Origin of the sequence: Bradyrhizobium sp. ISRA430, assembly GCF_029909975.1 — a bacterium.
GTDB lineage: Bacteria > Pseudomonadota > Alphaproteobacteria > Rhizobiales > Xanthobacteraceae > Bradyrhizobium.
The window spans coordinates 49,777-62,958 of sequence record NZ_CP094516.1 but is presented as its reverse complement, the minus strand read 5'-3'; the positions used below and the strand labels follow the sequence as shown (position 1 = coordinate 62,958).

At 64.6% G+C, this 13,182-nt stretch carries 12 protein-coding genes and 1 riboswitch; of the genes, 6 read left to right on the top strand and 6 right to left on the bottom strand.

The window, feature by feature from the left end:
- The first annotated feature begins 141 nt into the window (after window positions 1-141).
- Window positions 142-232, top strand: a riboswitch (glycine riboswitch).
- 144 nt (window positions 233-376) lie between these two features.
- The 3 genes from gcvT to gcvP all read left to right on the top strand — a co-directional run bounded on the left by gcvT (window position 377) and on the right by gcvP (window position 4,963).
- On the top strand, window positions 377-1,525 hold the full coding sequence (gene gcvT, locus MTX21_RS00345) for a glycine cleavage system aminomethyltransferase GcvT (RefSeq protein ID WP_280969975.1): 1,149 nt from the start codon (window positions 377-379) through the stop codon (window positions 1,523-1,525).
- A 9-nt stretch (window positions 1,526-1,534) separates the two neighbouring features.
- Complete coding sequence (gene gcvH / locus MTX21_RS00340; RefSeq protein WP_280969974.1) at window positions 1,535-1,903, top strand: glycine cleavage system protein GcvH; 369 nt, start codon at window positions 1,535-1,537, stop codon at window positions 1,901-1,903.
- A 192-nt stretch (window positions 1,904-2,095) separates the two neighbouring features.
- Entirely contained in the window at window positions 2,096-4,963 is a 2,868-nt protein-coding gene (gene gcvP, locus MTX21_RS00335) for an aminomethyl-transferring glycine dehydrogenase (protein WP_280970935.1), read from the top strand.
- Between the two features lie 4 nt (window positions 4,964-4,967).
- Here the strand turns inward: gcvP and MTX21_RS00330 are convergent, their stop codons facing one another.
- The 3 genes from MTX21_RS00330 to MTX21_RS00320 form a co-directional block, all read right to left on the bottom strand.
- A complete protein-coding gene (locus MTX21_RS00330; protein ID WP_280969973.1) occupies window positions 4,968-5,951 on the bottom strand; it encodes a DUF1835 domain-containing protein in 984 nt (327 codons plus the stop codon).
- Window positions 5,952-6,047: 96 nt separating this feature from the next.
- A complete protein-coding gene (gene recA / locus MTX21_RS00325; protein WP_280969972.1) occupies window positions 6,048-7,136 on the bottom strand; it encodes a recombinase RecA in 1,089 nt (362 codons plus the stop codon).
- A gap of 973 nt (window positions 7,137-8,109) precedes the next feature.
- Window positions 8,110-8,349: a DUF2798 domain-containing protein gene (locus tag MTX21_RS00320; protein WP_280969971.1), complete on the bottom strand. Its 240-nt coding sequence runs from the start codon at window positions 8,347-8,349 to the stop codon at window positions 8,110-8,112.
- Between the two features lie 566 nt (window positions 8,350-8,915).
- Here MTX21_RS00320 and MTX21_RS00315 point away from each other — a divergent pair.
- Entirely contained in the window at window positions 8,916-9,149 is a 234-nt protein-coding gene (locus MTX21_RS00315; protein ID WP_280969970.1) for a hypothetical protein, read from the top strand.
- A 13-nt stretch (window positions 9,150-9,162) separates the two neighbouring features.
- On the opposite strand, the gene MTX21_RS00310 is transcribed toward MTX21_RS00315, so the two are convergent.
- Both MTX21_RS00310 and MTX21_RS00305 read right to left on the bottom strand, forming a co-directional pair.
- Window positions 9,163-9,417: a hypothetical protein gene (locus tag MTX21_RS00310; protein WP_280969969.1), complete on the bottom strand. Its 255-nt coding sequence runs from the start codon at window positions 9,415-9,417 to the stop codon at window positions 9,163-9,165.
- A gap of 105 nt (window positions 9,418-9,522) precedes the next feature.
- Window positions 9,523-9,807: a hypothetical protein gene (locus tag MTX21_RS00305; protein ID WP_280969968.1), complete on the bottom strand. Its 285-nt coding sequence runs from the start codon at window positions 9,805-9,807 to the stop codon at window positions 9,523-9,525.
- A gap of 404 nt (window positions 9,808-10,211) precedes the next feature.
- Between MTX21_RS00305 and MTX21_RS00300 the strand changes: the two genes are divergently transcribed.
- Together MTX21_RS00300 and MTX21_RS00295 are read left to right on the top strand one after the other, a co-directional pair.
- Window positions 10,212-10,676: a PaaI family thioesterase gene (locus MTX21_RS00300; RefSeq protein ID WP_280969967.1), complete on the top strand. Its 465-nt coding sequence runs from the start codon at window positions 10,212-10,214 to the stop codon at window positions 10,674-10,676.
- 174 nt (window positions 10,677-10,850) lie between these two features.
- Window positions 10,851-11,093 carry a PilZ domain-containing protein gene (locus MTX21_RS00295; RefSeq protein ID WP_280970934.1) on the top strand — a complete coding sequence of 81 codons (243 nt, stop codon included), beginning with the start codon at window positions 10,851-10,853 and terminating at the stop codon, window positions 11,091-11,093.
- Window positions 11,094-11,137: 44 nt separating this feature from the next.
- Here MTX21_RS00295 and MTX21_RS00290 read toward each other — a convergent pair whose 3' ends face one another.
- Window positions 11,138-13,174: a pyrroloquinoline quinone-dependent dehydrogenase gene (locus MTX21_RS00290; protein WP_280969966.1), complete on the bottom strand. Its 2,037-nt coding sequence runs from the start codon at window positions 13,172-13,174 to the stop codon at window positions 11,138-11,140.
- Between the last annotated feature and the right edge of the window lie 8 nt (window positions 13,175-13,182).

The window sequence follows — 13,182 nt, the reverse complement described above, 5'->3', positions numbered from 1 at the left end:
TTTAGACAAGGCCAGCTTCACTGTCCAGAAACTGTGCAGGCAGATCAGAGGGTTGCCGCAGGCGCGCAATCGACCGTTGATAGGCGTTCTGGACGCGTTGACAGCCTTGGCCGTGCCGTGTTCTGTACCTACCTGTATCGTACGGCCACGTCGGGAGAGACCGGCTTTTGGTAGCCGGCGCCGAAGGAGCAACCGCCCCGGAAACTCTCAGGCAAAAGGACCGCGTGGCTTTGACAGCATCTGGAAAGAGGCGCCGACGGGCTTGAAGCCCGGGTGGCACCCGCCGACGGGATAATACTCTCAGGCACAGCGACAGATGGGGCTTCGACTGGTTTCCATCGGGGAATCGTCCCCGGGAACCGCGAGGGCCCCTGTGATGCTAGCGCGCGAAGACCAAAACTCCCTCAGACGTACCCCCCTCTACGGGCTGCACGTGTCCCTCGGCGGCAAGATGGTGCCGTTTGCGGGCTATGAAATGCCGGTGCAGTACCCCGCAGGCGTCCTGAAGGAACACCTCCATACCCGAGCTTCCGCCGGCTTGTTCGACGTGTCTCACATGGGCCAAATCGCACTACGACCGAAATCCGGCAAGGTCGAGGATGCGGCAAAGGCGCTGGAAAAGCTGGTACCGCAGGACATCGTGGCGCTCGCCCCGGGCCGACAGCGCTACGCCCAATTCACCAATCCGGACGGCGGCATCCTAGACGATCTGATGGTCGCCAATTTCGGCGATCACCTGTTCCTGGTCGTCAACGCCGCCTGCAAGGCTGAGGACGAGGCGCATCTGCGCGCGCACCTCTCGGACGACTGCATCATCGATTCGCTTAGCCAGCGCGCGCTGATCGCCCTGCAGGGCCCGAAGGCGGAAGCTGCGCTGGCGAAACTTTGTGCAGAGGCGCCTTCCATGAAGTTCATGGATGCCGGGCCGCGCAAGGTCGACGGCCTCGATTGCTTCGTCTCGCGTTCAGGCTACACCGGCGAGGACGGGTTCGAGATCTCGGTTCCCGGCGGCGATGCCGAGCGGCTTGCCAAAATTCTGCTCGACAATTCCGACGTGCTGCCGGTCGGGCTCGGCGCGCGCGACAGCCTGCGGCTCGAGGCCGGGCTCTGCCTCTACGGCCATGATATCGACGCCACGACCACGCCGGTCGAGGCCGCACTGGAATGGTCGGTGCAGAAAAGCCGCCGCACCGGCGGCGCCCGCGCCGGCGGTTTTCCCGGTGCTGCAAAGATCCTCGCCCATTTCGATCAGGGCGCGAGCCGCCGCCGCGTCGGCCTGCGCACTGAGGGCCGCGCGCCGGTGCGCGAGGGCGCGCTGCTGTTTGCGGACGTGACATCGAGCGAGCCGATCGGAAAGGTCACCTCGGGCGGCTTCGGCCCGAGCCTGAATGCGCCGGTGGCGATGGGCTACGTGCCCACCGCACAGAGCGCGCTCGGCACGCAGCTTTTCGCCGAGGTGCGCGGCCAGCGCTTAGCCATGCAAGTCGCCGCCATGCCTTTCGTGAAGAACACCTACAAACGCTGAGGATCGAGAATGACCACGATGCTGTACACCTCCGACCATGAATGGCTGGCCATCGACGGCGATGTCGCCACCGTCGGCATCACCAACTATGCACAGGAGCAACTCGGCGACGTCGTGTTCGTCGAACTGCCCAAGATCGGCCGCACGCTCAAGAAGACGGAAGCCGCGGCAGTCGTAGAGTCCGTGAAGGCCGCCTCCGACGTCTACGCGCCGATCTCGGGCGAGGTGATCGAGATCAACGAGGCCCTCGCCGGCGAGCCGGCGCTGGTCAACTCGGACGCGCAGGGTCAGGCCTGGTTCTTCAAGATCAAAATTGCCGACAAGAGCGAGCTCGGCGGCCTGATGGATGAAGCCGCCTACAAGGCGCACACGGCGTGAGATGACGCGAACTCTGACCCAACTCTCCGTGGCATCGTCCGCCATCCGGTCCGGCCTTGGGCCGGCCGGACGACAGGCTCCGGCGGACGATCCAGTACGCCGCGGCCTATCAGCTCAAGCTCGAACGGTTGCGTTTACTGGATGCCCCGCCTTCGCGGGGCATGACCGAGAAATCTAATGCGAGGACCCATGATGACCGCGCACCGCAAGTCCATCGGCGAGATCGCCGCCACCTTCGTCCGCCGCCATATCGGCCCGTCGGCGTACGATGTCGCCGCGATGCTGGACACCGTCGGCGCCAAAAGCGTCGACGCGCTGATGGCGGAGACGCTGCCCGCCTCGATCCGGCAGATTGCCCCGCTCGATCTCGGCAAGCCCTTGAGCGAGACCGAAGCGATCGCGCATATGGGCGAGCTCGCCGCGCAGAACCAGGTGTTCACCTCGCTGATCGGCCAGGGCTATTCCGGCACGATCCTGCCCGCGGTCATCCAGCGCAACATCCTGGAGAACCCCGCCTGGTACACCGCCTACACGCCCTACCAGCCCGAGATCAGCCAGGGCCGGCTGGAGGCGCTGTTCAACTTCCAGACCATGATCTGCGACCTCACCGGGCTTGACGTCGCCAATGCCTCGCTGCTCGACGAGGCGACCGCGGCGGCGGAAGCCATGGCGCTCGCCGAGCGGCACTCGCAGGTGAAGGCGAAGGCCTTCTTCGTCGACAAGGACGTGCATCCGCAGACGCTCGCAGTGATGCGCACCCGCGCAGAACCCTTGGGCTGGACCCTGATCGTCGGCGATCCCCTCGCTGATCTCGACAAGGCAGACGTGCTTGGTGCGCTGCTGCAGTATCCGGGCAGTTCGGGCGCGGTGCGCGACCTGCGGCCCGCGATTGCGACACTGCGCGCCAAGGGCGCACTCGCGATCGTTGCCGCCGATCTGCTGGCACTGACGCTGCTCGCCTCACCCAGCGAACTCGGCGCCGACATCGCGATCGGCTCGGCGCAGCGCTTCGGCGTGCCGATGGGCTATGGCGGACCGCATGCGGCCTACATGGCGGTGCGCGATGCGCTGAAGCGCTCGCTGCCCGGCCGCATCGTCGGGCTTTCCGTGGACTCGCGCGGCGCGCCGGCCTACCGCCTCGCGTTGCAGACCCGCGAGCAGCACATCCGCCGCGAGAAGGCGACCTCCAACATCTGCACGGCGCAGGTGCTGCTCGCCGTGATCGCGTCGATGTATGCGGTCTATCACGGCCCCGAAGGCTTGACGCAGATCGCGCGTACCGCGCATCGCCGCACCGCGGTGCTGGCGACCGGCCTGCGCAAGCTCGGCTTCGCGCCACAGTCCGAATCCTTCTTCGACACGGTGACGGTGGATGCCGGCCCGCAGCGCGACGCGATCGTCGCCCGCGCCGTCGCCGAAAAGATCAATCTCGGCCTCGGTGGCGCGGCCTTGCGCATCGCGCTGGACGAGACCACCACGCCCGCCACCGTCGAAGCTGTCTGGCGCGCCTTCGGCGGCACCTTGTCCTATGCCGAGATCGACGCAGCGACGCGCGAAGCGCTGCCGGACGCCTTGAGGCGAACGACCGGCTTCCTCACCCATCCGGTGTTCCACGCGCATCGCTCGGAGACCGAGATGCTGCGCTACATGCGCAAGCTCAGCGATCGCGACCTCGCGCTCGACCGCGCGATGATCCCGCTCGGCTCCTGCACGATGAAGCTGAACGCGACCACCGAGATGATGCCGCTGACCTGGCCGGAGTTCGGCTCCCTGCATCCCTTCGCGCCGCGCGAGCAGGCACAAGGCTATCACGCGCTGTTTGCGCGGCTGGAAAAGTGGCTGTGCGACATCACCGGCTATGACGCGATCTCGCTGCAGCCGAATTCGGGGGCACAGGGCGAATATGCCGGCCTGCTCGCGATCCGCGGCTATCACACCTCGCGCGGAGAGAGCCACCGCAAGGTCTGCCTGATTCCCTCCTCCGCTCACGGCACCAACCCGGCCTCCGCGGCGATGGTCGGCATGGAGGTGGTCGTGGTCGCCTGCGAGAAGAATGGCGACGTCGATGTCAGCGATCTCCGCGCCAAAGCGGAGAAGCATTCGAACGATCTCGCTGCTGTCATGATCACCTATCCCTCGACGCACGGCGTGTTCGAGGAGCACATCCGCGAGATCTGCGACATCGTCCACGGCCATGGCGGCCAGGTCTATCTCGACGGCGCCAACCTCAATGCGCAGGTCGGCCTGTCGCGGCCGGGCGACTACGGCGCCGATGTCAGCCATCTCAACCTGCACAAGACCTTCTGCATCCCGCATGGCGGCGGCGGTCCGGGCATGGGCCCGATCGGCGTCAAGGCGCATCTCGCGCCGTTCCTGCCCGGCCATCCTGCGACGAACGCCGACGCGCCGACCGGTCCGGTCTCGGCCGCGCCGTTCGGCTCGGCCTCGATCCTGACCATCTCCTACATCTACATCCTGATGATGGGTGGTGAAGGCTTGAAGCGTGCGACCGAGATCGCGATCCTCAACGCAAACTACGTCGCGGCACGGCTCGCGCCGCACTTCCCGGTGCTCTACAAGAATGCCAGGGGTCGGGTCGCGCATGAGTGCATCGTCGACCCGCGGCCGCTGAAGAATACGTCCGGCGTCACCGTCGACGACATCGCCAAGCGGCTGATCGATTACGGCTTCCACGCCCCGACCATGAGCTTCCCGGTGCCGGGCACGCTGATGATCGAGCCGACCGAGTCGGAATCGAAAGCGGAGCTGGATCGCTTCTGCGATGCGATGATCGCGATCCGCAAGGAGATCGCCGAGGTCGAGGCCGGCCGCTTCAAGATCGAGGCATCGCCGCTGCGCCTTGCGCCGCACACCGTGCACGACATCGCCGACGACAATTGGACGCGCGCCTACAGCCGCGCTGAAGGCTGCTTCCCCGCCGGCACCTCGCGCACCGACAAATACTGGTGCCCGGTGGGCCGCGTCGACAACGTCTATGGTGATCGTAACCTCGTGTGCTCCTGCCCGCCGGTGAGCGACTACGCGCAGGCGGCGGAGTAAGCCGTCACGGTGCCACCAGCGAGCCGCTTTGTGCATCCCAGCGCCAGAGCCGTTCGTTGGTCAGAAGGGTGCCGCCCCACCAGCGCTTGATCGGATTGTGGCGGCGGAAATCTTCCCGACCCGCAAGGACCGCTTTGCCGAATTCCGTCAGCGCCAGCCGGCTCCGGCGATAGGCGGCGTAACGATGTCTCGCGTGGTCGGGGGTAAGTGTAGCCAGTTCCTCATCCAGACCGGCGACCGCCGGCATCGGACCGAACGCGAGCCCTTCGAGCAACGCCTCCGATTCCCATTGATCGAATACATGTACGTCGGCGGGTCCCCGCAGTTCAAACAGCCGCCTCGTGCGGATACACCCGCTCGCAATCAGCTTGAGAAATCGCATTTCGGTAGCGCCAAGTCCCGTCGTCGACGACGGCAGTTCTGCAAGCAGTTCCCTCAAGGTCGGGCTTAGCAGCGGCAGGGCGCTCAGCTTCCTCCCCGATAGATAGAAGCAGGCCTCAGGCGTGGGTGCTCGGTAGGCCTCCCAGGCCATGCTTGCGGTCTCAAGCTCGTCTTCCGTGACGTCGACATCTCGCACAGCACGGGTGCAAAGCCCTTGACTGTCCGATCCGGCCAGATCGATATCAGGCAGGCACAACCGCAAACGCGAGGCGGTGGCGGGATCAGAACGCAGGTATTCGAGGATCCAAATCAGTTGCAATTGATCATTCGGATTCCGATCGAACCACAACTCGACAACGTCGAAGTTCTCACAGAAGTGAACCAACGCCCGATTCTTGCGCAGGCGGCTGACCCGCGAAGGCCCACGGATAAACTGCGACCAGTGGGTTTCGAGATAGGGCGAGCGTGAGGCGAGATGGCCGGCCAAGTGATCCTGTGAGGGCAATGGTCCCCAGACAAACCGGAAGATGAGGGAAACAACCACATCCGCGCGGTTCGCAGGGATAAGGCAAAGGCCGGACGAACTGGTCAGGATTACGCGCTTCATTTGCCTCAGCACCCCACACAAAACGAAGCGGGCGCCGAAGACGTCGGCAACTCAACGTCCTCAGCGCCCGCTCCTCGCGAAAATCTGCCTCTAAGCCTACTCCTCGGTCGGCTCTTCGCCGTCGGCATCACGCTCCGGGGCGCCGGCCAAAATCTGCTCGGCGATCAGGCCGGAGTTCTGGCGGATCGAGGTCTCGATCTTGGCGGTGATGTCGGGATTGGCCTTCAGGAACGCTTTCGAGTTCTCGCGGCCCTGGCCGAGGCGCTGGCTGTCATAGGAGAACCAGGCGCCGGACTTTTCGACGATGCCAGCCTTGACGCCGAGATCGAGGATTTCGCCCATCTTGGAGACGCCCTCACCGTACATGATGTCGAATTCGACCTGCTTGAACGGCGGCGCCAGCTTGTTCTTCACCACCTTCACGCGCGTGGTGTTGCCGACGACCTCGTCACGCTCCTTGATCGCACCGATGCGGCGGATGTCGAGACGGACGGAGGCGTAGAACTTCAGCGCATTGCCACCGGTCGTGGTCTCAGGCGAACCGTACATCACGCCGATCTTCATGCGGATCTGGTTGATGAAGATCACCATGGTGTTGGACTTGTTGATGGAGGCCGTCAGCTTGCGCAGCGCCTGGCTCATCAGACGGGCCTGGAGACCCGGCAGCGCATCCCCCATCTCGCCTTCGAGCTCGGCCTTCGGCACCAGCGCCGCAACCGAATCGACCACCAGCACGTCCACCGCGCCCGAACGCACCAACGTGTCGCAGATCTCCAGCGCCTGCTCGCCGGTGTCGGGCTGGGAGATCAGGAGCTCGTCGATATTGACGCCGAGCTTGCGGGCATAGACCGGGTCGAGCGCATGCTCGGCGTCGATGAAGGCGCAGATGCCGCCCTTCTTTTGCGCCTCCGCGACCGTATGCAGCGCCAGGGTCGTCTTGCCCGAGGATTCCGGCCCGTAAATCTCAACGATGCGCCCCTTGGGCAGGCCGCCGATACCGAGCGCGATATCGAGCCCGAGCGAGCCGGAGGACACCGCCTCGATGTCCATCGAACGGTCGCTCTTGCCGAGCTTCATCACCGAACCCTTGCCGAATTGGCGCTCGATCTGGGACAGCGCGGCGGCCAGGGCTTTACTCTTGTCCATGGAAGATCCTTCGACGATACGCAGGGCAGTAGCGGACATTGGGTCGTGCTCCTTATGGCGGGGATTCGCGAGATGGACAAACGGTTGGCGAAGCGGGCCGGCGATAGGAGCAATGTACCCCATTTGTTCTAGGTTCGCAATATGTTCTTTCGCGGGTAGTACCTCGAATGCCTTAATGCGAATGAGCTAGGCTCGGCAAGGCCGGTGCCTACGGACGACCTACCCCGTGTGAAGCCCGCTTCGATTGGCGGGTCTCCTCGCCATCGCGAAAATTATGGAAAACAACCCCATGCAAAGTAGGGGTGAACACCCCTCCAATTGCCACAGACCACGACGTGACCGCTCCTGACGGGTAAAATTCCTCGAACCCGGCGCACCTTAGCTGGTTTCGCTCTTTCACTCATCCTTCGCGCCACTGGTAGTCTTTCAATCAGGCGAGCCACGCGCCGCCCGCCCCCAAGTCGCGCCTGTCGCCTACATCAGCGCCAACAGGATGATGCCGACGACCAGCACCACAAAGCCAGCCGCCGTCGCGGCGGCGAAAGACCGCTCTACGTTATCCATGATGCCACCCCAATATCGGCACGCCACGTTTCCCCCATGGCCTTGCCGAACGATTCAGAATGTCACCGACTTGTGTGTCCCTAGTTCTGCGATCGGGTGTCCAAATTGGGACCGGCGCGAGGCAGTATACGGCCGCTCTGGCGCGGCTATGGTTGCGAGCCGTAAGGCGCCTGTAAGCCGACTCTTCTAGCGTGATCCTGCCCGGTGGACCAACATCGAGCCTCCATACCCAGTCGACCCCGCTCTACCCTGAGCGGGGTTTGGTGTCCACTAGCGACGATGCGGCGGCCGCCGATCCTGATTCTGACCGTCGGCATGTCAGGCTGCCGTAAGCTGAGCCGGCTAGGGTGACGTGGCTATGGTGTTGCAGCCCAGCACCTCAGCCTCCAATAACCTTTGCCCCGCCCGGCTCTCCCCTGGCGGGGTTTTTTCGACCGCTGCGGCCAAATCATGCGTTCCCCTCCTCGCGCGTGAGCCGCAGCGCGAACGAGCGGATCGCCGGCGCCGCCAGCAGCACGATGGGCAGCATCGCGGCCCAGGCGACCATCCACGAGAGCAGCCAGTGCTTGACGAACAGCATCGCTTCTGCGGCCGGAAAGCTGGCAATGCCCGCGGCGATCAGCGACGTGAGACCGGACTGGATGACGCCGAAGACGAAATGACTGAAGCGTCGGGGAATGCCGAGCATGACGCGTGCCCTCGCTGTGCACCGTCGTCAGGCAAAGCAAGGCACGTGCCGTCCCGATGCTGGTTCGATCTTTCCGAATGCACGCCCGCACGAGGTCACCGTCCCGATTCCGCGGCCGTTCGTTCAGCGACGTGCTCACGGAACTTAGGGGGCTCTTAAGCGCGATGGTCCTCGCCGCGAGGACGTGCGCCATATGGCTAATTTTCCGTGAACCTCAATCGAATAGCCCGTGGTTCTCCGGCCATGAACAGAGTTCCTGTGTCAGTCATCCTGACTTACCGCAGAGCTTCCTCGAAATCAGATCGCGTTTGTTCCGGAGCGCGCTTTCAAGATTGCCGTGGACTTTCCACGACTTGACGGCAAGCTTGGCTTGTCCGCGGAATATTGCGACGGCCTCCAAGTGCCCGTTGCTCGGCAATATGTTGGCTTGCTCCGGGCCGCCAGTCCGGGCTGCCGCGGCGGGGGCCAATTCCGTAGAGGTCCGGAATTGATCTGCCTGCGGTTTGGGATTGCACTGGCCGCCTCATGGCCCCGGGGGGCGCAGCCTTACGCGATCGGTGTCAGCCATGCCACAATATTTCTTTCGAATCCGGAACGGCCGCTATTCCGGCTGCGCGGACCAAGCAACGGAATTCGCTAATCGCGATGCAGCCTGGAAGGAGATGACCAGCGTTTGCGCCGACATGGCATCCGGCATCGCCCGCAAGCTCCGCGAAAACTCGGAGTGGCACATGGAGCTTCTGGACGAATCCAAGGAGCCCGTGTTCCGCATCCGCATCGTCGCCGAATCCTTCGACTAAAGCGATCCACGCCTTAGTCGGCGCTGGGCAGCCGCCGCATGGTGAATTCGATGTCGCCGCCGGGCAGCTCGCGCCAGGTCTCGACTTCGCTCATATAGCCGGCCTTGGGGTACCGGGCGAAGAAGGCCCGTGCTCGCGCGCGTGCGGCCTCGCGCGGCAGGGTGAAGGTCTCGCGCAGATAGCCGTCGCCCGCGACTTCGGCCGACCGGACCGCCGCCCTGCGCCGGCGCGCCATCCGCTCGGCGAGATCCCGCGGACGATCGGCCATGTCTCACCTCCTCGACGCAACCCTTGGCAAAGATGTAGGGAGGGGGCTGACGAAGGGGAGTCCCGCCGGGAGCCGCATCACCGCGGCCCTCCCGGCTGAGTTCGGTCAGTTGGCGGCGGTGCCGGTCTTGGTCTTCTTGGTCGAGGTCGCGGCCTTCGGTGCGGCCGGCTTCGGCGGATCGGAACGCATCCCGCCCCAGGGATCGTTGGCCGTCTTGGCGTCGGGGATCTTCTTCAGCGTGTCCTTGTAGGCCCGCTCGCGCTCGGCATCCGCAGCCTTTTCATCGTCGGTCTTGCTGGGGCCGTCCTGCAGCAGATTGATATGGGGCGCTTGCGCGTAGGCCGGCCCTGCCAGCACAGCCAGTAGCGCCGCCATACGGAAAACCTTCATCATTCACTCCTTGATCATCGAGAGCGCAGATCACCGCGCCTCATCATTCCTGCCGCAGCGTTGCCGCGGTCCTTATCACGGGCCTTCATCACGAGTCCTTGGGCGCCGCGCAGGCCGCACGAACCGTCAGAGCCGGTCCGATCTGCACGACTTCGGGGAATACAGCCAATCGTCCCAGATCGGGCCGCATTTGGTGCACCCGTTCAAAGCGAGGCCAAGCGCGGCCAGGCAAAACACCAAGACAAATCGACGCAACATCGTCCACCCACTGCCAAGCACAGTATTTTAGAAGGTGAAGTCGGGCATTTTCAAGCCGCTGGACCGCCGGCGGACCGGGTGACTTTGCCGCGCCAATCCGGGCAGAATGGCTGAAACAACCGGCAACAGATGAGGAAACGACAGCAATGCAATCGCAGCCCGAAGCGGAGTTCGGCATCACTGAAGCCAGACGCGTGCTCGGCGAGGTCTTTGCCCCATGGGTCCAGGATCTCGGCCTCTCCGTCGAGCACATCGACCACATCGCGCCGGCCGACGTGCCGGACTGGCAACCGGGCGCAACCCTGCGCATGACCTTTTCGGAACGCCTGTGCCGGCACGGCGGCGTGGTCTGCGGCCAGGCGCTGATGGCGCTCGCCGACACCGCGATGGTGATCGCCATCCTCGCCGCCAATCGCGGCTACCGGCCGATGACGACAGTCGACCAGACCACGCATTTCATGCGCGCGATCGCATCCTCCGACGTGCTGGCGGACGCGCGCGTGGTGCGGCTCGGGCGCACCATGAGTTTCGGCCGCGTCACGCTGCTCTCCGCCACCGACAACAAGCCGGTGGCGATGGTCTCGAGCGCATTCGCGATGCTGCCTGGATGAGCATGACCAGCGCGCCGCGCCATAAAAGAACGGCTTTGAAAATTCAGCGGAGAAGAGTCCCCGCTTCGGCTTCGTAAACGAAGTCTGAAGCGCCGTGCAAGTAGCGCCAGTATTGAATTCATTTCAACGTAATTTCTATGCACTATTTTACGATCGTCATAGTGGATGAACGCGATGATCGAGAAGCGTGCAGCGCAGCGCCACCGTGTTTTCAAGGGCGGCACGATCACCTTTGAAGGCAGCGGAATCCCGTGCACGGTGCGAAACATGTCGACGGGCGGCGCGGCGATCGACCTGGATGGCTTCGTTACGCTGCCGCAATCGTTCACATTATCGATCGCGCGCGACAATTTCGTGCGGAATTGCCGCCCGGTATGGCGCAACGACACGCGTGTCGGCATCGCCTTCGTGCAATAACGCAACGCGATGTGAACGGCCGTTCGCATCACCCAAGGCAGCCATCATGCCTGCTTGATACGACGCTTGCGGCGCCAGCGCAGGCCCGCGATCACCACGGCGATGATCGCAAGCACGATCGCTGACGATGCCGCCTGGAATCGTCCGCCGGGACGATCGACGGTGCGCGACCACAGTGACGCCGCCTCCCCCGGCCGCGCCAGGCGGAAGGCGACGACGCTGTCGCCGATCGAGGTGCCGGCTTCGGAGTGACCGCCGGCGCCGATCGCCACATACTGCTCACCCTTCCACAGATAGGTCATGGGGTTTGCGACACCGGGTACCGGCAGCCGGACCTGCCACAGCTCCTTGCCGCTTCGCGCATCGAACGCGCGCAAATAAGCATCCATCGCGCCGGTGAAGACGAGACCGCCTGCGGTGACCGCAAGCCCGTTGACCAGCGGCGCGCCCCAGGGAAGCGGCACGCCGAGCGGCGCCAGATCCTCGGTGGTGCCGACCGTCGAACGCCAGAGGATTTTGCCCGCCTTCAGATCGACCGCGACCATCTCGCCCCAGGGCGGCTTGTTGCAGAGCAGCCCGAATGGCGACGTCACCACCGCACGCGACATCGCGAACGGCGCGCCCTGCTGCCGGCCGAAATCATGTCCGGGCGGCGGATTGAATCCGGCGACTTCTGCGCGCGGGATCAGCTTGACGAGATGTACGGCGCGGCTGGTGTTGGCGTAGAGGATCTGGTGGGCCGGATCGAAGGCTGCGCCGCCCCAGTTCACGCCGCCGCCAGTGAAGGGAAACTCCAGCGTGCCGTGTACCGACGGCGGTGTGTAGAGTCCCTCGTTGCGCGCCTCCGCGAACTGCCGCTCGCAAGGGGAGCGGCGCAGGCCCGGCACTAGCGAGTGTGCATCGTCGTTCGAGATTGTCTGCGATGTCAGCGCCGGCACATGCGTCGGGAACGGCTGCGTCGGCGACAACCTTTCGCCCTCGGCACCGCCTTGCGGCACGGCGCGCTCCTCGACCGGCCACACCGGCTTGCCGGTGTCGCGGTCGAGCACGAAGACGAAACCCTGCTTGGTCGGCTGAATCACGACATCGCGCTGACCGGCACCGGTATCGATCCGCGTCAGCGTCGGCTGTGCCGGCAGATCGTAGTCCCAGACGTCGTGATGCACGGTCTGGAACGCCCACACGAGCTCGCCGGTTTCGATGCGGAGCGCGACGACTGAATTGGCATGCTCGTTGTTGCCGGGACGCCTGCCGCCCCAGAAGTCCGGCGACGGCGAGGACGTCGGCAGGAACACCAACCCGCGCGCCTCGTCGACCGACATCGGCGCCCAGACATTGGCATGTCCGGCTGCGATGCCGTCGCGCTTGAGTGGCTCGAACGTCCAACGCGGCTGGCCGCTGCGCGCATCGAACGCACGCACCACGCCGCTCGGCGCGTCGACGCGGCGGTTGTCGCCGATCGCAGAGCCGACCACGATGACACCGCGGCCAATCGCCGGCGGCGAGGTGATCTGGAATTCGCCGGGCCATTCCAGCGCCGTGCCGATCTCGAGCCTGATCTCGCCGCCATTGCCGAAATCGGCACACGGGGCTCCTGTTTTCGCATCGAGCGCAATCAGGCGGACATCATTCGTGCCCATGAAGATGCGCGATCGACAGGCGGCATCCGCAGGCGCGTTATCGTCGATCCAGTAAGTGACGCCGCGGCAGACATAGCGGTTGGCAGGACGTTGATTGATGGCGATCTTCGGATCGTAGCGCCACTTCTGCACGCCGGTGCCGGGATCGAGCGCGATCACCTCGTTGAACGGTGAGCAGAAGATCAGGCTGTCCTCGACGAACAGCGGCGTCGCCTCGAACTTCGTTCGCCGCATCACCTCGGGAGGACGAGCCGCGAGATCGCCGGTGCGGAATTCGAATGCCCGAACGAGATTGCCGACATTGTCGGGCGTGATCTGCCCTAACGGCGAAAAGCGCGAGCCGCCGGCATCGCCACCCCAGCTTTCCCAGGCCGAACATGGCCGCGCCACAAGCAAGAGAAGCGCGATCAGGCCGACTGGATATCGCAGGCGCCTCGGCAACGCCCACC

What these genes read in the sequence shown, in the direction of transcription:
- gcvT (WP_280969975.1), top strand. Translation starts at nt 377, where the DNA reads ATGCTAGCGCGCGAAGACCAAAACTCCCTCAGACGTACCCCCCTCTAC.
- gcvH (WP_280969974.1), top strand. Translation starts at nt 1,535, where the DNA reads ATGACCACGATGCTGTACACCTCCGACCATGAATGGCTGGCCATCGAC.
- gcvP (WP_280970935.1), top strand. Translation starts at nt 2,096, where the DNA reads ATGACCGCGCACCGCAAGTCCATCGGCGAGATCGCCGCCACCTTCGTC.
- MTX21_RS00330 (WP_280969973.1), bottom strand. Translation starts at nt 5,951, where the DNA reads ATGAAGCGCGTAATCCTGACCAGTTCGTCCGGCCTTTGCCTTATCCCT.
- recA (WP_280969972.1), bottom strand. Translation starts at nt 7,136, where the DNA reads ATGTCCGCTACTGCCCTGCGTATCGTCGAAGGATCTTCCATGGACAAG.
- MTX21_RS00320 (WP_280969971.1), bottom strand. Translation starts at nt 8,349, where the DNA reads ATGCTCGGCATTCCCCGACGCTTCAGTCATTTCGTCTTCGGCGTCATC.
- MTX21_RS00315 (WP_280969970.1), top strand. Translation starts at nt 8,916, where the DNA reads ATGCCACAATATTTCTTTCGAATCCGGAACGGCCGCTATTCCGGCTGC.
- MTX21_RS00310 (WP_280969969.1), bottom strand. Translation starts at nt 9,417, where the DNA reads ATGGCCGATCGTCCGCGGGATCTCGCCGAGCGGATGGCGCGCCGGCGC.
- MTX21_RS00305 (WP_280969968.1), bottom strand. Translation starts at nt 9,807, where the DNA reads ATGAAGGTTTTCCGTATGGCGGCGCTACTGGCTGTGCTGGCAGGGCCG.
- MTX21_RS00300 (WP_280969967.1), top strand. Translation starts at nt 10,212, where the DNA reads ATGCAATCGCAGCCCGAAGCGGAGTTCGGCATCACTGAAGCCAGACGC.
- MTX21_RS00295 (WP_280970934.1), top strand. Translation starts at nt 10,851, where the DNA reads ATGATCGAGAAGCGTGCAGCGCAGCGCCACCGTGTTTTCAAGGGCGGC.